Below are 20,629 nucleotides of genomic sequence, written 5' to 3'. Positions count from 1 at the left end.
TGGGGCAGCCTTTTGTGTAAGTAAATAAAGACCCGCGAATCATGTTAATCTTGCTTGTTTCCATGAGATTCTGCATCCAGCTCTGCGACGGAAAAACGTACGGCTGCGCCTCTATTAGGAAGATTGCGCGCAGCGATCTCTCCGCCATGCCTGCGTACGATCGTCCGTGCGATAAACAGACCTAGCCCTGAATGCGCCCCGTCGTTTAATCGCGCATCGGAAGATCTTGACGCGTCTTCGCGGTAAAACTTTTCGAAAATACGCCCAGCTTCGGCTTCTGCGAACCCTTGCCCTTCATCGCGCACTTCAAATTCGGCTTCGCCGGAATGAATATCAAGTACAAGTTGGATCTTACCACCTTCCGGCGAATAACGTAGCGCGTTACCAATAAGATTATCCAATACCCGGTTGATCTGATTTTGGTCCAGCCAAAGCAAAGACCTTTTGCCTTCTTCTCTCCGATCACAGATGTTCACCTCGAATGCAACGCCGCTTCTGCGGCACAAAAAAGCATATTCCCGTGCTTTCGCGCGAACGATTGCTTCCAGGTCTACCGATTCCGGATACAAGATAAAATCCGGTCGTTCCACGTTCGCCGCTTCCGATAGATCGGCAGTCAATCGGATCGAACGGTCTACTGCGCCCAAGATCGTCTGCGCGTAACGCGTAGCGCGTTCGGGATGACGAGCGTTAACTTCTATCAGCAATTCGGCATGTCCCCGAATAACGCTAAGCGGCGTACCCAGATCGTGTGCAACTGCCGCGATCATATCGCGGCGCTCGCGCTCCGATTCCCATTCGCGGCGCAGCGCTTCTTCCAAAGCTTCACGCATCTGCTCAAATGCCGCAAGCAGCTGATTCAACTCGCGAACTCTGGTACCCCCGCGTTCGAGCGAAAAGTCCAGATCGTGTTCGCGGATTTTCTCCGCGCCTTCAATCAAGCGCGCGAAAGGTTGCTCCAACCGCCTACTTAGCTTTCGACCGCCCTGCATCGCAAAGCGATATAAATAAAGAAAAGGCGCAGCTGCCATCAGCAGCCCGCCGAACAGCACAGGAATACTCCAAGACGGATTCGACGCCGCGACCGTTAGCTTGTAGCGTAGAGCAATCGCTCCTACGAATCGACCATCCGCTTCTGTCAGCGGCTCGTAACGCACATAATAACCGTCCGAAGGTACCTGACGGTTCAGTCGCTTAAGTAGATCCGCCGTACCTTCGATTCTCATCGGCTCACTTAGCTCAAACGACCCATATACCTGTTCTCCAAAAATATTGTAGACAGCGTAACCGATTCCTTCTCCGGGTACGATCTTTTCCACTGCCGAACGCGATGTCGGCGCAACTACATTTTCTACCGTTTGTAGGCGCGAGACGATTTCCGGAATCTGGTTCTCATAATAATTTGCTGGACGCAGTACGCTTCCGAACACAATCAGCAGGACAAATCCGACTGCCCAAGTCAATAGCGTTGCCAGTATGCTAAGCAGCAGCGTACGGCGGAAAGCCTGTCCGATCCATACTTTCAAAGACTTTACTTTGCGTTCGGGTTCGGAACGCCTGCTTCCGCTTAAGCTTGCCACTTGTATCCGACCCCCCAGACCGTACTTATCGGATTGGATTCCGCGTCTACGACGCTCAATTTCGCGCGAATCTTTTTCACGTGCTCGGTAACAGTCGCCGAATCTCCTTCTGCTTCCAGCCCCCAAATCCGTTCATAAATATCTTCGCGTGCGAATGCTTGAGCTGGATGCAGCGCCAGTAGCAGCAAAATATCGAATTCGCGTGCGGTCAACGCGATTTCGGTTTTGCCGAGCCGAACTTCACGCCCTTTCCCATCGATCGCAAGCTTGCCAAAACGCAAAAAGCGGTCAGAAGTCGCACGGTCTCTTTTTTCCCGGCGAAGATGTGCGTAAATTCTAGTTTTGAATTCGCGTAGACCGAATGGCTTTATCAGATAATCGTCGCCGCCCGCCATAAGCCCAAGTACCCGGTCTTCTTCCGAACGCCGGGCGCTGACGAACAGGATCGGGCACGAAGCCTGCTCCCGGATCGCCGCGCATAACTCGTAACCGTCCATTCCAGGCATCATCACATCCAGTACGATCACGTCCGGCTTGTATGCAAGCAGTCCAAGCGCTTGCTCTGCGCCGTACGCACATAGCACCTTATAGCCTTCGTCTTCCAAAGCGTCACGCATAAATGCCACCATATCGCGTTCGTCATCGACCAGCAGCACCGTTTCGCTCATCTGTATTCCTCCCTTTTTTCCGCTTGCTTACTGTGTCCACTCCCTTGCCCGCCAACTCCATGTTCCTAGTATAGCGCAGCTAGCCAGCAGTAGGCATAGCACCAAAGCTAGCGAAGCGTCGCCACCCGGAATGTTGCCGATAAAATGGAAGATCGAATCAGATACTGTCAATAAAAACGAAAATCGATCTGACACGTAAAGCCCTCCGACGATCGCCGCCAACATACCGATATATGCCAATACGGGATTTGGCGCGATCAACGATACGGCACCGCCGATTCCGATCAACGTCAAAAACACACCGAAAGCCAGAGCGTAAAAGCCCAACGTAAAAGCAAGCGCGCCCAGGCTATCTAGCTGCCCGGTACCTATAAATGCCGTTTCTTCGACGGAAGGCATCGCGATACGTCCAAATACCGTACCTGCCGCCCAGGTGAACAGCGTCAGCCCTCCTATTATGTAGCCGAGCACTAGCCACTTGACCGCGAATATTTTGACGCGCGAGACCGGGCGGATCAAAGCCAGGCGCAGCGCTCCCGAAGCAACTTCTCCGTTGAAGCTGTCCACAGCCAGCATTGGAATCACGATAAAATTTATCAAAACCGCGAGCTCTCTAAGCAAAAATGGCGACGTATTAAGCGAATTCAAAGCTACGCTGCGCTGTGGATCGTAAAAGCTCGTATTTGTCATTGTCAAAAACATACACTCCAGCAGCGTACATATCATATACGCGATCAGAATGGCCCAGGTTCGCTTGCGCTTGAACATCCGCTGCGCTTCGCTTTGTACCATTTTGCCTAGACTGACTTCTTTTTTCTTATTCAAAAGAATCTCTCCTTTTCCATATCAACGCCGTCATACCGCCGAACACTACGCCATACCCTGCCAACACGCTTATGTTCCAAAGCGCAAGCCCGTGTAGATTCGCGATCATCGCCGCCAAGCCTTCCCATTCGATCATCAGCAACGACGAAAAATGCAGCCGAAAATAAACTTGCGTGTCCAACAGCGGACGAAAATAAGCAAGCATGGTAGGAAACGCGTAAGATAGAAGCAAAAATCCGATTCCTAGCCCCAAGGCTGCCGTGGACGAACGACCTATAGTCGCAATGCCAAAAAACACGGTCAACAATACCGCCAAAGCCAGCGTAGCCAATCCATAATATTCCAGATCGTAAAGTAGCCCTTGCGCGTAAGACACTATGCCGGCGTCGTAGAACAACGGATAAGTGTCCGGGTTCGGAAATACCATCTTGCCGATGACAACGCAGCAGCCCAAATATAGGAGTAACTGAATAAAAACGAATGCCAGGCACGCTAGCCATTTTGCCGCTATGATCCGAGTTAGCGACGCGGCGCGTAACATGACCATCCGAAGCTGACCGCCGCGGTATTCTTCCGTCACCGTCAAGCCAGCCAATACAAGCATCATTCCGCTGAATACGGTAATCAGCATTTCGGCAAGCGCTAGCACCGGCACGTTTCCCGCTGTCGCATATTCCGGCAAACCCGGATCAAGCCGCTGATTGTTCGACAACAAGTATACAGCCGATAACATTGCCGCGAGCGGCGCAGTGAATGCCATCAGACGAACGGATCGCCTTTTCCATAAACGTCTCCATTCCGCTTCGAAAAGTCTCATAAAACCGACGGTCTTCGCCTTTTCTGTTAGCCGTACGCTCATCGCGTCATCATCTCCACGAAAGCATCTTCCAAACTGCCCGATGTGCCGATCATTTCTTCTTGGCTGCCCGAAAAAACCAGCTCGCCTTCACGAATCACAACGATGCGGTCGCAGATTTTCTGAAGCTCGTCCAACAGGTGGCTGGAGACAAGAACGGTTTTGCCGAACTTAGTCTTAAGCTTCAAAATCAGCTCGCGCAGCTCTCGGATGCCCATCGGATCAAGGCCATTTGCCGGTTCGTCTAGAATAAGCAGCTCTGGATCGCCAAGCAGCGCCTGCGCGATGCCAAGCCTCTGCTTCATACCGAGCGAATACGTTTTGACCTTTTCGTCCGCGCGCTTGTCCATATGCACGATTTCCAGCACTTCTTCGATCCGGCGCTTGCGTGCTTGACGATTTGGCAGATTCGGATGCAGGAGCGCCAGGTTATCTAAATTTTCTCGGCCTGTCATGTAAGGGAAAAAGATCGGCGATTCCACGATAGCTCCCATATTCATCACGGCGATCTCGCGCTCACGCTTTACACTTCTTCCGCTAATCAACAGATCTCCCGAATCGGGACGAATCAATCCGGTCATAGCACGGATCAAAGTGGTTTTCCCTGCTCCGTTAGGACCCAGTAGCCCGCAGATTTCACCTCGCTCGACCGTGAACGACACGTCTTTTAACAAGGTGCGCTTCCGTACTTTTTTCGTAACATTGCCTATTTCCACTAGCGGATATGTGACCTGCGGAATCTCGATTCGGCTTTCTTGCTTGATCTTTTCCATATGCGATTCTTCTCCTTCGCCGCTCCTGCGACCGATTTTCCGGAAGTCGAACTTCCGATAACCCCAGTGTAGAAAACGAATCTAAAGAAAGAATAAAGAATCGGAAAAATCAAGCAGATACAAAAAATCGTTACTCGTTGTTGCTTCCTTCTCTTGTCGGCGTCCCGCCCAACCAATCCCTCGTAAACGAGATCCATTCGCGCGCCGCAAAAGATTGATACCGGTCTTTATGCCAAATGACTCCGAGTTTCCACCAGATCGCCGGTTCTTCCAACGGGACGACGCTTACCGCTTTTCCCGATGCCTGACGGCAGATCGTCTCCGGCAACAACGCGACGCCAAGCCCTGCCGCGACCATCTCGCTGATCAGATCCCATTGCGAGCTTTCGTACACGATTTTCGGCTGAAATCCGACCTGTAAACATTCGTTGATAATCCGGTCGTGCAGTGTGAAGTCTTCCCGGAAAAAAACGAAGTTTTCTTGCGCCAATTGTTCCAACTTCTCACTTTTCGCTCCGGCTAAAGGATGTGACGAAGGTACGATTAAGTTCAGACGTTCTTCCGCAAACTGAAAAGAATCGAATACATCGAACGATAAAGGCAACACCACGACTCCGATATCCAGCAGACCGCTTGCGACATCGGATTCTACTTTTTTCGCTCCGTCTTCAAACACCTGCAAGGTCACATCCGGGTAACGGTCATGAAAAGCTCCGATGACTTTAGGGAAAAAGCTGGAACCGACCATAGGCGGAAGCCCGATTTTGATATGACCGCTTTTGAGTTCTGCCAAGTCTCCAAGTTTCGCTGAAAGGCTAGAGAACGATTGAGTAATCGCTTGTGCTTGTTCCATCACGACTTTGCCTGCGTCTGTTAATTCGATTTTTTTGCCAATCCGATCAAATAAAGTAGCACCGAGTTCTTCTTCCAATTGCCGAATCGCTTTGCTAATTGCAGGCTGGCTCAGGTATAACGATTCGGCGGCGCGAGTAAAACTTTGAAGACGTGCCGTTTGAAGAAAATACTCCAAATGTCGAATATCCATAAGGGCATAATTCCTTTCCGGATTTTAATTTTGTTTTTATCCATAACTAAAAGAAATGATAAGTATAGTTTATATTCATTTTACTCATGAAAGAAAAGGCTGTAAAATTTTCAATACAAACAATAATTATATCAGAAAGGACTATTCGGATGAAAAAGTTATGGCTGACTGTAGCTCAAGTTGCTTTATTGATGGGATTTTCTTGGCTTACGAATAAGCTTGCCCTCTGGATGCATCTTCCGATTCCGGGTAGCATTCTTGGGATTTTTATATTATTTGGTCTTTTACATTTTCGCATCGTCAAACTGGAATGGATCGAATTGGGAGCCAATTGGCTGCTTGCCGAATTGTTGTTATTTTTTATCCCCGCCGCCGTTGGCGTAATGAATTACATTCCTTTATTTGAGCAAGACGGAATTCGTATTCTGACTGTCGTGATTTCAAGCACGCTTATTGTCATGGCAAGCTCCGGCCTTCTCGCGAGAGTATTATCGAAAAGAAAGGAGGGTGCTAACGTATGATCTCCGAAATCGTCACGTATTTAACCGCTACTTTAGTCATTTATTATGTAGCCAAATGGATCTATCGCCGCTTTCCATACGTGTATCTTTCTCCTCTTCTAATCACGCCGGTCATACTGGTCGTTCTGCTACTTGTTACTCACTCCTCTTACGATAGTTACAATACAGGCGGGGCTTGGCTATCCAAGTTACTTCAACCGGCTACCGTCGCTTTTGCAATTCCGTTATATAAAAATCTTCAAACTCTCAAAAAACACGTTGGCGAAATCGTGACCAGCGTATTGTTCGGATCGTTGATGGCGATCTTATCTTCGGTATTGCTAGCGCGTCTCATGCACTTGAATGTTGAATTGGCGAGCAGCCTAGCACCACGCTCGGTTACGACGCCGATCGCGATGAATGTATCGCAAATGGTTGGCGGAGTGCCGACGATCACGGCGGTCTTCGTCATTATGACCGGATTACTCGGCGCGATGATCGGACCTTCGATGTTCAAATGGCTTCGAATCGAAGGAGACATTGCTCGCGGTGTATTGCTGGGAACGAGTGCGCACGGAACCGGCACATCCAAAGCTTTCGAATTAAACCCGCTTACCGGAACAATCTCTAGCATTTCGATGATTTTGGCTGCGTTGTTCACGCTAGTAGCCGCACCTATGCTGCTGGGATTTTTGGGTTAATACCCAAACAAACCCCCGCTCTCCGATTACGGAGAACGGGGGTTTTGTTATGGGTTACTTTTTAAGACGTAAAGTTATCGCTCATGCGCTCAAGCAGGCGAACCAATACGGTTGCCGCTTCGGCACGTGTTGCATTGCCTTTCGGATCAAGGATACCGTTCGTTTTCCCGATCATGATGCCTTCTTCCAGCATCCGGCTGACCGGTTCTTTCGCCCAGTTGCCTACACGGTTGTAATCGCGGAAGCTTTGCGCCGCTGTGTAATTTGGCGTATTCGGGAATACGTCAGGGTTCAACCACAGCATTGCATTATTCAAGACTTTCGCCATTTCTTCACGTGTAATCGGCTCGTCTGGATCGAAGTTGCCTCCGGTATATCCATCGACGATTCCTTGCTCATAAGCGCCTTGAATCGAAGTGGTGTACCAACGATTCACAGGTGTATCGGTAAAGATTGGGGTGTTCTGCGAACGAATATCCAACAACGTCGCGATCATTTTCGTAAATTGTGCTCTCGACAACGTTTCGCGCGGTTTGAATGTTCCGTTCGGATGACCATCGATTACGCCAAGTGCCGCCAAACGTTCGATCGCACTTTGCGCCCAGTATCCGGAAATATCGCTGAACGTACGCGGTTCGCGCATCGTCAATGTCACAATCCGTCCCGGTACATCGATATCTTCGCCGTCGCCTTCACTTTCCGGAGTGACTGGGTTCGTCTCTGGGGTTACTGGATTTGTCGGTGTTGGTGCTGGAGTACCGCCTCCGGCATCTCCACCGCCTCCGCCGCCACCAGTGCCCGGATTTGGTTGCTCGCCTTCGATACGTGCCGGATAAACAACCGGTGTTGGCGCACTTTGCGTAGCGCCGCGCGTCAAGGTCACTTGGAGATTTCCTCCGGCTTCGTTAAGCGATACCGGAATCGTAATGCTGGTTGCTCCAGGTGCGACTTGACCACGACCGATCACTGTCGTTCCGTTCGCTGCATAGATCGTAATAATATCGCCCGGTTGGACATTCGAGATCACTACGCTACTACCTGCTGCTCCGTTGTTATTCACCGCGACATTCGTTGGTGCTGGCGCAGGTACAGCTGTTGGTTCAGCACCGTAAGTTACGGTCGTCGGCGTTGCGCTTTCTACGCCGCCGCGGTTGATCGAGACTTGTACACTTCCTCCGTTTGGATTCAGTGTAACCGGAATAACCCATGTCGCCGGATCAGAGCCAACGGTCACTCGATTCAGAATCGTCGTTCCGTTTGCCGCGTAGATCGTAATGGTGTCTCCGGCTTGCAATTCTCTCAACGTTACCGTATCTGCATTACCTGTGTTGTTGCTGACTGTAATATTGGCAGCAGACGGTGCATTGATTGTGGTCGGGGCTGCTTGATAAGGCGCTGGCGTCGACGCGCTTTCCACGTTCCCTCTTGTCACCGTTACTTCAACTTCTCCGCCGTCTTCCGGCAACGTCAACGGAATCGTAAGCGTTCCAGCTTCTGTTGCCGTCGCTCTAGCCAAGATTGTTCTACCGTTGCGTGCGTAGATCGTATAGGTATCGCCGACTTGAACGTTGCTGATTCTCACGCTGTCTTGCGATCCCAAGTTGTTTGTAACCACAACATTTCCTACTGACGGAGCCGGTACATTATTGGACTCGGCTGGATACGTCTGCGGCGTTTTTGCACTTTGGACATTGCCGCGAGTGATCGCGACTTGTACAGAACCTCCTGCCGCATCCAGTACCACGTTCAATGTCACCGAGGTTGTCGTTGCTGTCGCAACGCCCAGTACGGTAGTTCCGTTTGCTGCGTATACCGTGATGACATCGCCGACTTGGACATTATCGACTTTTACCGTATCGCCATTGCCTGTGTTGTTAGTCGCTGTAATGTTGCTTGCTTGCGGTTGCGGAACTTGGCTGACTTCTGCATCATAACTCTTCGAAGTCTTCGCACTTTCCACGTTGCCGCGACTAATCGAAACCCGGATATTGCCTCCTGCGCTGCTCAGCGTCAATGGAAGTTCAAGCGTTCCATTCTCTGCCGCTGTCACTCTCGCAAGAATCGCTGTACCGTCTGCATTGTAGACCGTAACGATATCGCCATTTTGGACATTGGCAACTTCTACCGTATCGTTGTTGCCGGTATTGTTGTTGACGGTAATATCGGCAGCGACCGGAGCCGTTACAGTGCTTGTTGCGGACTCATACGAAATTTCTGTTTTTGCACTTTCTGTAGTTCCGCGCGTGATCGAGACTTGGATGTCTCCGCCTCCATCAAGCAACGTTAAGTTAATCGTGAGATTACTTCCCGTAGCTGTTTCTTTACCCAAGATCGCTTGTCCGTCAGCAGAATAGATGGTTACCACATCGCCCGGTTGCAGTCCGTCTACTTGGACGGTATCGTTATTGCCTGCGTTGTTTGTAACCTCAATATCACTTTCTGCTGGAGCTGCTACAGCTCCCGGCTCGGCAGTGTAAGACTGCGTTGTCTTCGCACTTTCAGTACCGCCTCGCGTAATCGAGACTTGAACGTTGCCGCTTCCGTTATTCAATGTCACCGGAATCGTCAAACTTCCTGCCGAAGTTGCCGTTTCTTTACCTAAAATCGCCGAACCGTCTGCGTTGTATACCGTGACGGTATCGTTGGCTTGGAGATTGTCGACTTCTACCGTATCTGCATTGCCCGTATTATTCGTTACTGTAATATCAGCAAGAGCAGGTTGAGGTACATTCGGTGTTTCTCCATCATAATTTTTTGACACTTTATCGCTTTCTAGCCCATAACGAGTGACCGAAACTTGTACGCTTCCTCCAGCCGGATCAAGCGCGACTGGAATCGTCACCGGTGAAGAGGATGTTGCGGTCGCTTGACCCAGAATCGTCACGCCATCGGCAGCATAGACGATAAAGTGATCGCCTTGCTGAACATTATCGATAATGATCACTGCATCTGCCGAACCTACGTTGTTATTGATCGTAATATCCGAATTCGCTGGCTGTTGCGGTGCAACCGCATCGTACAGAACGGTCACAGGAGAACCTGTATCTGTGTCACGTTGCACACTGACTTCAATTCTTCCGCCTTGATCAGCGAAGTTGAAGCCGTTTACGGTGACCGAAGTATCTCCTGTACCGACTGTGCCTGTTTGAGACTGTCCGCCTACCGTCACGGTGACAATATCGCCTTCTTGAAGATTTGCGACAGTGACCTCACCTTGAACTCGGTCATAGGTAATATCGGCGACGCTTGGCGTCGGCGCAGAACCCGTTGCTGCTGCGTCATAAGGAATCGGCGATGACGCATTACTTGGAATTCCGTCACGTTCTCGCACCGCTGTGAACGATCCGCCTGTTGCATCCAGCCCACTTGCAACCGTGACCGTCACGCTACCATCAAATTGAGCCGTTCCGCGAGCTTCAACACCGCCAATGTTTAGCACGACTACGTCCCCTGCCAAGATGCTGGCGTCGGTCACGACGACTGTACCGGTTCCATCGCTATAAACCGTCGTTGCAAAGTCCGCGCCGTCAAGACTTGGGATACTCTCTGCGTTATACGGAACTTGCAGCTTCCCGCTTTCAAGTTCACCTCGGGAGATCGAGACGGCTACTGTTCCGCCTCCAGTCTCCAACTCGACCGCGATCACGATCGGCGATGCGCTAACCACGCCTTGACCCAGTACTCTCGTACCGTCAGCGGAATACACTCGAACCAGATCGCCTACCTCGACGTCTCTGACTGTTACGGTATCGTTAGCGGTTCCCGGTTGGTTGTCTACATCAACTTCTCCAGTGACCGGTGCTTCAGGAGCGGTTGGTGCGGCTGGTTCCGCTGCATACGTAACCGGATTCGATAACGGGCTTTGCAGTCCATCTCTTTCAATCCGTACTTGCAGCGTTCCACCTGCTGCGTTCAATATCACCGCAACTGTTGCTGTTGTCGATGTAGCGGTATATTGACCGAGCAGCGTCGTGCCGTCTGCGGCATAGACGCGGACAATATCGCCTGCGACCACATTATCGACTACAACCGAATCGTTATTTGTTCCTGTTTCATTATTCACTGTAATGTCTGCGGTTGCCGGAGCCGTTGGTGCTGTTGCTCCCGCTGGCTCCGCCGTATAAGTGACAGGCGCTGATAAAGCACTTTGGAGCCCTCCACGCTCAATCCTTACACGAACCGATCCTCCTGCCGGATCAAGAATAACATCGACTAGAGTGGTTGTCGTTGTTGCTGTATGCTGACCAAGCAATGTTGTTCCATCCGCTCCATAGACGCGAACAATATCGCCCACCTCAACATTTTCCACTTCAACTTGGTCATTGTTATTTCCAGTTCGATTGAATACTGCAATATCTGTTGCAAGCGGCGCACTCGGTGCGCTCGGTGCAGCCGGTTCAGCGCCATAATTAATCGGACCCGTCAGATTGCTTTGAAGATCGTTGCGTTCAATCCGAACTTGCACGGCTCCACCTGCTGCATTCAAAGCAACTGGAATAGATGTGCTTGTCGCAACTGCAGTACGCTGACCAAGCAGAGTTGTGCCATTTGCAGCGTAGACTCGGATAATGTCTCCAACTTGGACATTACCTCCTGTTGCAACTCTCACTTCGTCGTTAGCTGTTCCTGTCCGATTGAAGACCGAAACCGCATCGGTTGCCGGAGCTGCCGGAGCCGGTTCAGGTCCATAAGAGACTGGAGCGGACAGGACGCTTTGTACGCCGCCGCGTTCAATCGTGACGCGAACACTACCTCCCGAAGCATTCAGTTCAACCGGAATTTCTACGGTCGTGCCTGAAGATACCATTTGACCGAGTTCGGTTGTGCCATTGGCATTGTAGACACGAACCAAATCGCCCGCTTGTACATCTTCGACAATAACAACTCGATCCGCTGTATTGCCCGTCGCGTTCGTGACTGTAATATTGCTGGCTGCCGGAGCCGGTGGAACCGGATCACCCGGGTACGTAACCGCAGCCGAACGTGGGCTTACCGCACCGGCACGTTCAATAGTAACGGTCACGCTACCGCCTTCCGATTTCAAAACAACCGGAATCGTAATACTTGTAGCTGTAGCCGTCGCTTGACCAATCGGGTTCGTAACACCAGCTTCGTAAATACGAACGATGTCGCCCGACTGGACATTTTCGACTGTTACCTGATCATTGGCTGTGCCTGCATCATTCGTTACCGTGATACTCGATGCTGCCGGAGCATTTGGTGTAGGCGATACTTCCGCCCCGTACGAGACTTGCGTAAGCGGACTTTCGAATCCGCCTCGTTCCACGCTCACATTAACTGTCCCTGCACTTGCGCCCAATGCAACAGGAATGACAACACTTGATCCTGTCGCTGTACGTTCGCCAAGTTCGGTTGTGCCATCTGCTGCATACACGCGTACAATATCACCGGATGTAACACCCGTTACGGTGACACTATCATTCGTTGTACCGCGAGCATTGACGACCGTAATATCTGCTGCCGCCGGAGCTGGTGTCGCTACAGGTTCGGCAAGATAAGATTTGAGCGTACTCGGACTCTCGGAAGTCCCGCGCACGATACTTACGCGCACACTACCTGCCGGAGCGCCCAGTTGAACCGGTACGATTGCAGTCGTTCCTGTTGCTCTGATCTCGCCAAGCAGTGTAGTTCCGTTCGACGCGTAAACGCGTACTCGGTCTCCAACGGTAACGCCTGTTACAGTCACTGTATCATTAGACGTCCCTGCTGCATTGTTTACTGTGATGTTGGCTGCTGTAGGAGCCGTAACCGTTGAGGTTTCTGCTGCATAAGAAACCGCAAGCGGGCCACTCGGTACTCCTGCGCGAGTCACGTTCAATTTCAGCGTACTTGCGTAAGATTTAAGTCTGAGCGTCCGCAGAACAGCTACGCCTGAATCATTCGCTGTCGCTTCCCCGATATTGGTATTTTCATCATCGAAGAATTGAACTTCGTCATCTTCGACCAGACCGCTGACGGTCACGACATCTTCTTCATCCGGGTCAGCTGACCGTACCACGGTTACTTGCGCCGCTTCCGGTACAGGAGGTTGATCCGGATCATAAGCAGCGTAAGTCTGTGGTGTCCGCGTACTTTCGTTACCGTCGCGAACAATCGCAACTTCAATCGTGCCGCCGGTTGCATTATCCAAATTAACTAAAACCGTAATACTGCCATCCGCGGTAGCGGTAGCGGTACCCAGTTGGGTTCCATCTGTCGCATAGACGATAACGACATCGCCTGCAATCACGTTATCGACAACGACCGGATCTTCATCGGTTTCTCCGTTCGTCACGGTAATATCGGATGCAGCAGGTCCTGTGTTCGGCTGAGGCGTTTCTGCTGCATAAGGAACGGGTGTCGGTTGTCCAACTACCGTACCGCGCTCCAGAGCCACACTCACCGTGCCGCCACCAGGAACAAGCGTAACGGGAATCACGAAGTTTCCATTACTATACGTAGTGGAACGCCCGATCTGATTCAAGCCTTCGTCATACACGATATAAGCATCTCCGGCTTCATAGTCGGCTGCCGCTACCGCAATCGTCACTGTATCTTGCGCTCCGGTATTATTGACGACCGTTACCGAATTCGCGTCGACTGTCGGTACATTTTGTGCGCCTACGTTGAAGGTTACACCTGTACTTTCGATCCCATTTCGTACCCGAACCAAAGTTAACGTCTCGCCGTTCGGATTGAATGTAGTTGTAAATACAGAAGGATCCGTCTGCGAAGGCGTGAACGTCAATACCGAACCGTTCGCACGATATACGCGAAGCGTATCACCGCTATTCAACCCACCAACCGTTAGTGTGTCATTGTTGCCAATCGCATTTGTTGCAGAAACTTGAGCAATGTCAATCGGTTCTACCGTTTCCGCTGCATAAGTCACCGGTACATAGCTACTCAAGATACCATTGCGCTCCACGGCAACATATAGACTGCCGCCTGTCGGAACCAAATTGTCAGGAATATTGATGGTAACAGAAGCACCTGTTGCCTGAGCTGTACCGATCACATTGTAGTTCGGATCATAGACGCGAACCGTATCGCCCGCTGTCACCCCAACAACGGTTACCGTATCCACTAGAGTTCCATTGTTCGCTACATTGGATACTGTAATATTCGAAGCTGAAGGCGCTGGAACGACTTCTGCCGAGTAAGGCACCGCTGTTGCAGGGCTATCGATCGTATTGCGTGTAATCTTGACTTGAACAACGCCGCCTTCCGGTGTCAGTTCTACCGGAATTTGAACAGAATTCCCACTGGTTACCGTACCTGTCCATGTCGCAGTTCCATTTGTTACGGTTACGAGATCTTGCACTTGCAAGCCGCTTACCGTGACGCTATCCGCTGAACCCGTTCCATTGACGACCGTGATATTCGATGCCAAAGGTGCGGCAACAACTTCGCTACCGTAAGTCGCTTGCGTGCTAGCACTTTCAAGTGTATTTCTTACGATAGTGACACGCACAGTGCCGCCGCCCGGTATCAACTGTACCGTCGCAGTTGCGATACCGTTCACCGCGTTTACAGTTGCCGGTGCGGTAGCCAGACGCTCACTACCGTCCGCATTGTAGATACGAATCTCATCACCCGATTGCAGTCCGTTTACCGATACAGTATCGGAATTCCCTGTATTGTTGGTTACGGTAATTGTACCGACAGCAGGTGGGGGTATAACCTCTGCATTGTACGATACGCTCGTTGCGGCGCTAGTCACGCCGCCTGCGCCAGCGTTACTATATCGTACGATTGCCGCAGTCACGTAACCACCGGCTGGAGCCAAGTCTACATTGGCTGTAGCTGTAGCCGGCGTAGTTCCTTGAGCCGCTACGCGATACGTGTTAATCAGAGTATTATCACGATCATAGGTCGTGATTTCTACGTAATCTCCGGTTCTTAGACCAGAGACAGCGACTGTGTCTTGCGCCGTTCCAGCTCCGTTGGTCACTGTAATGTCTGTAGGAGCAGGAGGAGGAACCGTTTCCGCGTTGTGATTCACACGCGTCGCAGCGCTTGTAATGGTGTTGCGAGTAATCGCCACCGTTACATAACCGCCTGCTGGAACCAAGTCCAAGTTAACTGTAGCGCTATTTCCTGTTCCTGAATTTTCGTTTCCGCGATCAATTTCAGTACCATTTGCTGTATAACTAATGACTGTAATCTCATCGTTGTTCAATAAGTTGTTGACTTGAACCGAATCTGCATTGGTATCTGGATCATTAGTTACGATGATGTCCGCGATCGCTGGAGGATCAACGACTTCGGACGAGTAGTTTACTCGCGTGCGATCACTCGTGATCGTATTGCGAGTAATACTGACTTCAACCGCTCCGCCTGCAGGAATCAGCGGTGTATTCACGACAGCCGAGTAGTTGCTTCCATCGGTGGTAGTGGCCGATTGAGTGACAGGTTGTTGAGGAGACGTACCATTCTCATCCAGTACGTACACATTTACAACATCGCCAGCACGCAACTGCGAAATAGTCACTCTATCGTTTGCGTTGCCTGTGTTGTTGACCGGTACAATGCTATCCATGCTTGGCGGGCTTACCGGTTCTGGCAAGTAGTCTACAACAATTAGATTACTAATCGCAGAGTTTGGAGGCGTGAACCGGAAACTGATTTGACCTCCTGCCGGATTCAATGTCAAAGTGCTTGCTGCAAGGCTCAGCGTTCCATTGATTCCTACGGTTCCAGATACAGGCGTCCCTGTTCCTGTAGCATTACCAAACACCTGAACGGTAGTACCTGATGCAAGGTTCGAGAAGTTAACCAAATCATTGGTCGTTCCTTCTGCATTGATAACAGACACTGAACCGTTAAAGTCCGGATTTTCTGCTACATAAGCGACTGACGTCGTTGTACTTTCTACGCCATTACGCACTACACTGACGCGTAGCGTGCCCCCTGTCGGGTCAAGGGTTAGCTGTCCAGAGACTGTTGTGCTATTGGCTCCGACCGTGAATTCAGTAGGTGTCTGCGAAGACCCTTGATACACTCGAATGATGTCGCCCGATTGCAACATATTGACTGCGATTGTATCTGCCAATGGGCTTACATTATTGACGACCGTAATCGTTGCAAGTGCTGGCGGATTTACAACTTCCGCGTTATAAGACACAAGCGTTTTTGGACTTTCAATCGTATTGCGAGTAATGCTGACTTGAACATTTCCGCCTGTAGGGGTCAATGTCTGACCCGCTAAAGTCGCGGAATAAGCACCTCCGGAAAGCGTGGCTGGAGCTGTACCGAGTAAGGTCGTACCGTTTGCCGCATACACGTTAATCTGGTCGTTTGCCTGCAAATTACGTACCGTTACCGAATCGGTATTTCGTGTTCCATTTACGACTGTGATATCCGCTAATGCAGGTGCGGCTACGGTCTCTGCATTGTAAGTGACCGCTGTACGCGAGCTGATATTACCGCGTCTTTGGATGGCCACATAAGCGGTTCCGCCTTCAGGCTTTAGCCTCAAAGACACTGTAGCCGTTGTAGAAGTCGCAGTCGTACGACCGAGCACCGTACTTCCAGTTGGTGAGTCGTAGACAATTACTTCATCGCCGCTAACCACAGGATTTACAGTCACTGTATCTGAATTCCCAGAATTATTGACTGCGTTCACACTTGAAGCAGCAGGAGCGTCTACACGTTCTGGATCATAGAGCAGCGTAAGCTTTGGCCCTTCAATCGTATTACGCAAAATACTCAACGTTACACTGCCACCGCTCGGCAGAAGCGTAGCTGGAATATTGACGCTTCCGCTTCCGTCGGCAGGATCGGAAGTAATCGGTGTCCCAGTTCCGATATCAACGATAATCCGATCCCCTTCGCGCAAGCCATTGACCGAAATAAAATCGGTATCATTCCCGTTATTTTGAATCGTCACGTCGCTTGCCAGCAATGAACGAACGACTTCCGCTACGTAGACAACCGGAAGTCTTACGCTTTCGATGCCGTTACGCAATACCGATAAGTACACGGTGCCGCCGCCTGGCGTCAACGCTACTGTACCTTGCGCGATACCGTTCGCACCGGCAGGTTGTAAAGTTTGAAGAGGAGTAATGCCGTCTGTTGAAGCATAGACACGCACCACATCGCCAGGCGTCAATCCAGTTACCCGTACGATATCAGCGTCTCCCGAAGCATTCGTGATCGTTATCAGATTCGATGTAAGTGCCGCAACTACTTCAGGCAAATACACGACAGGTGTACGTGCGCTCTCTAATCCGTTTTGTACACGTGCCACGTATAAAGTACCGCCTGCAGGAGTCAGCGTCGTTGGAATAACGATCGATGTCTGTCCGCTTGGCACAGCTGTAGAAGTAACCAATTCTGTACCGCCTATAGCATCTGTATACAAACGAACCCGGTCGCCTGCCGTCAAGTTGTTTACGGTTACTGAATCAGCATTCCCGGATTGATTAGATATATAGATCGAAGTCAACGCAATCGGAGGTACGATTTCGGCAAGATAAGAGACTTGAACTCTTGCGCTTTCGATGCCACCGCGCGTCAAACTTACTCCGACTGAACCACCTGTCGGGGTCAACGTAACCGGAACGTTCAGCGTTCCGTCCGCGTTTGCTGTGAGTTGGGTACGCAATGAACCATCTGTATTATAGATTTTCACGATATCGTTGGCTTTAATATTACTGACCGCAATGACGTCAGCATTACCGGAGTTGTTGGTTGCCGTGATTGAAGAGAGAGGAAGAGTAAGTGCGGAAACCAATACGCTACCCGTTGTGGTCTCGCTTGGTGTGGTATTGATTACACCGAGAGTAAGCCCGTAAATTCGAGATTCGAAATTATACGTTCCCGAAGTCGGAAGTGTTTTTTGTCTCAGTGACAGAACCATATTGCTCTGCAAAAGCGACAAGCTAAGACCGCTAAGGCGTACACGTTGACCATTATCAAGAATCTGAGAAGCAGTCAAATTTACACCGTTGATTTGATCGTTAGTCGTAGCTCTGATTCCGGCTGGTAATATGTAATCCAGCGCCCCGAGATTCAGTGTTAATACGGCACTATTGGTATAGGTGACATTAATGTCTACCGTATCTCCTGCTACTGCATTTGGATTTGACGAAGTAACCGTCAATGTGCCTGCTGCAGAAGCACGATCAGGCGCGAGAGGAAACATGGCGACCAATAGCACAATCGCCATCAATCCGCTAAACCAAGATTTCCAAGTTCTCTGTTGAGCCCTTTTCTCCATCTTCACATCAACTTCCTTTCGTATGTCTGATTTTTCTGCGACTAAAGAACGACCTCTGGTACCACACCCCCATATCGAAAAGAGAGCTCTAACAAAAAAGATGATATATGGAACTTTTATACAATATTACACAGAAAAATTCCAGTTGAATACAGAAAAAAGGGATAAATTTACTATTCAGACCCAAAGATACAACAAAAAAACCTTCCAAATTTAGGAAGGTTTCGATGTTTCATTTTTTGAAATTTTGGGTTTTGCTCAAGACTCTAACTGATTCCTCGGTTAAAGACCCGGGCAATCGCTTGAGCGCGGTCGCTTACACTCATTTTGTTGAAAATGTTCGTCAAATGATTTTTGACCGTATGCTCACTGATAAATAGTTTTGCCGCAATGTCTTTGTTACTTGAAGCTCGAACGACCAATTCCAAGACTTCTTTTTCACGTTTGGATAAACCAAATTCTTTGACAATCGCATCAATTCCGCGTTCTTCGGCTTCAGCGGGATTGAATGCAGCTGTTGAGCCATCCGATAAGACGACTTCACTTTGCACCGTATGGCGAACCGCCATAAATTTGCGGAAGTGATTAAACAGTTCCGGAGACACGCCTGTCAGATGTAGTCGGCTTGCCGTTTCTTCGTCTAGCTCCGCAAAGTAAAGTACAGTTCGCAAAATTTGAGCCGGACGTGCATAGGAAAAACTTCCTGCTTGCCCTTCATTCTCAACCATCGTCCGATGTTCTTTAAGTACCGTTATTTCTTCTGCAAAAGCTTCGTTTAGCTCACGCTTAGCGGACTCATCAAGAACAGATAACATCGCAGCACGCTGCAATAGCGCCGCTTCTTCTGTCGTAATTCCAGAATAGCGTGCATACTCGTCCAAGAGACGCAGCGATAAATCCATCTTTTTGCCTTGATCGTCTTGTCCGACTTTTGCAGACGTATACATTAAGCGCAAAAAGCGTTCGTTTTGCAAACCGAGTTGTTGCTGATCGTGTACCGATTGCAAAATGATACTGCCCATCGTTGCAAGTGCAAGTAATACTTCCCGACATTCTTCCGCTTCTTGTTCGCTACTCAGCGATACCGCCAGAACGCCGCGTGTTTTGCCTGCGTAGATGATCGGATATTCAATCATCAATTGACCTTCTTCGGTCTGCGACAGCTCAAAGCCCATCGAATAAGAGCTTTGCCCTTCGCGAAGTACACGCTTGGCTACATCGCGAGCGTATTGCTCAGCAAAATCATTCGCAATTCCGCGCGATACGATCTGTACTTTTTGCCCATTCGTACTTTCATGCACGATAATCGCCGAAGACGGGTTCCAGACTAAGCTTAGACTCATATCCACCAGCATAAACATAATCCGCTGCGTATTTTGAGCCGAGATCATAAAGCGGGTGACTTCCATCAACGGACGAAGCCGCTGAATTTGGCGCTCCATTCTCGCTTCAAGAGTCCCGCTTGCAATATACTCTCCAATCAGTGCAATAAGCATATCTTCGAATTCACGCAGCAACGCATCGGTCTGTGCTTTTTTACGAGTGACTACAAACAAAATCCCTAGTTGCTCGCCGCCAACTCGAACCGGGAAGCAACGTATCCCGTAAAATTCGCTGACTCCGTGTTGTTTTAAGAAAAACGAACGCGGGTCGCGTTGAATATCTGTCCACTGCATCGGCTTGTCGCTGAGTGCAGCTTGTCCAAGAAATCCTTCGCCTTCGCGGAATTCTACATTTTGCAGACCCAATGCGCCTTCGCCCGAGATTCGACTAATGCGGTATTCACCTGTACCGATCTTATCGGCATATCCCATCATATCTGCGCTGCTGCTCAGATTCATAAATTGATCGAACGCATCGTTGACCGAAGCTCGCTCTTTGCGCGCTGTCGCCAGTATTTCTTGCAGATCGCCGATTCGGCTTCGTACATACGTTTCGCGGTAAGCCGACCGTAAAATTCGCTCTGCTGTCTCCGCAAGTTTGCCGATTTTTTCACGCCATACTTCGGCTTCTTCTGAAGATAATTCATCGGCTTCCAGAGCAAGATCAAGTAACAACTTACGATCTTCATCGTATATGCCGGTACGCGAAGCTTCTTCTTCCAACAATTCTTTTGTACCCATCTGAATTAGCGCACCTGCGATTACATAGTAAATCGAATCTTCAGCAGGTGACTTGAACGGAGCGATAATAAACTTCACTCCTGGCAACCATAGATCGCATAGCGCCGGACGCGTAAGCCCTGCATAGTGACGAACTTCTTGCCAGAAATGTTCGCCCGTTTGACTATTCGGTTCTACCAGCTTTTTGAAAAAAGGATGGTAGGCGGAAGGCTTCACAAGCGGACGGCCTTCGCTATCTACGATCAGAATCGACAGACTCGTAAATTCTGCATACGTATGTTGAATTTCTTCGACGGTTTTTTTGACATCCATTGCCCAACTTTTTTCAATCATA

At 50.0% G+C, this 20,629-nt stretch carries 10 protein-coding genes; 2 read left to right on the top strand and 8 right to left on the bottom strand.

The features are described from left to right. Positions 1 to 44 precede the first annotated feature (44 nt). The 6 genes from NOM90_RS19340 to cidR form a co-directional block, all read right to left on the bottom strand. Positions 45 to 1,580: a sensor histidine kinase gene (locus NOM90_RS19340; protein ID WP_255942834.1), complete on the bottom strand. Its 1,536-nt coding sequence runs from the start codon at positions 1,578 to 1,580 to the stop codon at positions 45 to 47. Further along, on the bottom strand, positions 1,568 to 2,248 hold the full coding sequence (locus NOM90_RS14380) for a response regulator transcription factor (RefSeq protein ID WP_255942831.1): 681 nt from the start codon (positions 2,246 to 2,248) through the stop codon (positions 1,568 to 1,570). The genes NOM90_RS19340 and NOM90_RS14380 overlap by 13 nt, the downstream gene beginning before the upstream one ends. Before the next feature lie 27 nt (positions 2,249 to 2,275). Continuing rightward, complete coding sequence (locus tag NOM90_RS14375) at positions 2,276 to 3,073, bottom strand: ABC transporter permease (RefSeq protein ID WP_255942829.1); 798 nt, start codon at positions 3,071 to 3,073, stop codon at positions 2,276 to 2,278. Further along, positions 3,066 to 3,932, bottom strand: coding sequence for a hypothetical protein (locus NOM90_RS14370; protein WP_255942827.1), 867 nt, complete (start codon positions 3,930 to 3,932; stop codon positions 3,066 to 3,068). The genes NOM90_RS14375 and NOM90_RS14370 overlap by 8 nt, the downstream gene beginning before the upstream one ends. Beyond that, the gene (locus tag NOM90_RS14365; protein ID WP_255942825.1) at positions 3,929 to 4,702 is read right to left on the bottom strand and encodes an ABC transporter ATP-binding protein; all 774 of its coding nucleotides are present in this window, start codon (positions 4,700 to 4,702) and stop codon (positions 3,929 to 3,931) included. Before NOM90_RS14365 ends, NOM90_RS14370 begins: the two co-directional genes overlap by 4 nt. A 130-nt stretch (positions 4,703 to 4,832) precedes the next feature. Then, positions 4,833 to 5,747, bottom strand: a complete 915-nt coding sequence (gene cidR / locus NOM90_RS14360; RefSeq protein ID WP_255942824.1) for a cidABC operon transcriptional activator CidR — start codon at positions 5,745 to 5,747, stop codon at positions 4,833 to 4,835. Between the two features lie 149 nt (positions 5,748 to 5,896). On the opposite strand from cidR, the gene NOM90_RS14355 reads away from it, so the two are divergent. Both NOM90_RS14355 and NOM90_RS14350 read left to right on the top strand, forming a co-directional pair. Continuing rightward, complete coding sequence (locus NOM90_RS14355; protein WP_255942822.1) at positions 5,897 to 6,268, top strand: CidA/LrgA family holin-like protein; 372 nt, start codon at positions 5,897 to 5,899, stop codon at positions 6,266 to 6,268. Next, entirely contained in the window at positions 6,265 to 6,948 is a 684-nt protein-coding gene (locus NOM90_RS14350) for a CidB/LrgB family autolysis modulator (RefSeq protein WP_255942820.1), read from the top strand. Before NOM90_RS14355 ends, NOM90_RS14350 begins: the two co-directional genes overlap by 4 nt. Before the next feature lie 61 nt (positions 6,949 to 7,009). Here NOM90_RS14350 and NOM90_RS14345 read toward each other — a convergent pair whose 3' ends face one another. Continuing rightward, on the bottom strand, positions 7,010 to 18,172 hold the full coding sequence (locus NOM90_RS14345) for an S-layer homology domain-containing protein (protein ID WP_255942819.1): 11,163 nt from the start codon (positions 18,170 to 18,172) through the stop codon (positions 7,010 to 7,012). Positions 18,173 to 18,438: 266 nt separating this feature from the next. Then, positions 18,439 to 20,628, bottom strand: coding sequence for a LuxR C-terminal-related transcriptional regulator (locus tag NOM90_RS19265; RefSeq protein ID WP_305121031.1), 2,190 nt, complete (start codon positions 20,626 to 20,628; stop codon positions 18,439 to 18,441). Position 20,629 lies beyond the last annotated feature (1 nt).

This window comes from Saccharibacillus sp. JS10 (genome assembly GCF_024436065.1).
Lineage (GTDB): Bacteria > Bacillota > Bacilli > Paenibacillales > Paenibacillaceae > Saccharibacillus.
Note: the sequence above shows the minus strand (reverse complement) of the source record. Positions and strands in the feature narration are given on the sequence as shown.

Excerpts from the sequence above, each read along its gene's own strand:
- NOM90_RS14350 (WP_255942820.1), top strand. The coding sequence starts at position 6,265 with ATGATCTCCGAAATCGTCACGTATTTAACCGCTACTTTAGTCATTTAT.
- NOM90_RS14355 (WP_255942822.1), top strand. The coding sequence starts at position 5,897 with ATGAAAAAGTTATGGCTGACTGTAGCTCAAGTTGCTTTATTGATGGGA.
- cidR (WP_255942824.1), bottom strand. The coding sequence starts at position 5,747 with ATGGATATTCGACATTTGGAGTATTTTCTTCAAACGGCACGTCTTCAA.
- NOM90_RS14365 (WP_255942825.1), bottom strand. The coding sequence starts at position 4,702 with ATGGAAAAGATCAAGCAAGAAAGCCGAATCGAGATTCCGCAGGTCACA.
- NOM90_RS14345 (WP_255942819.1), bottom strand. The coding sequence starts at position 18,172 with ATGGAGAAAAGGGCTCAACAGAGAACTTGGAAATCTTGGTTTAGCGGA.
- NOM90_RS19265 (WP_305121031.1), bottom strand. The coding sequence starts at position 20,628 with ATGATTGAAAAAAGTTGGGCAATGGATGTCAAAAAAACCGTCGAAGAA.
- NOM90_RS14380 (WP_255942831.1), bottom strand. The coding sequence starts at position 2,248 with ATGAGCGAAACGGTGCTGCTGGTCGATGACGAACGCGATATGGTGGCA.
- NOM90_RS14370 (WP_255942827.1), bottom strand. The coding sequence starts at position 3,932 with ATGAGCGTACGGCTAACAGAAAAGGCGAAGACCGTCGGTTTTATGAGA.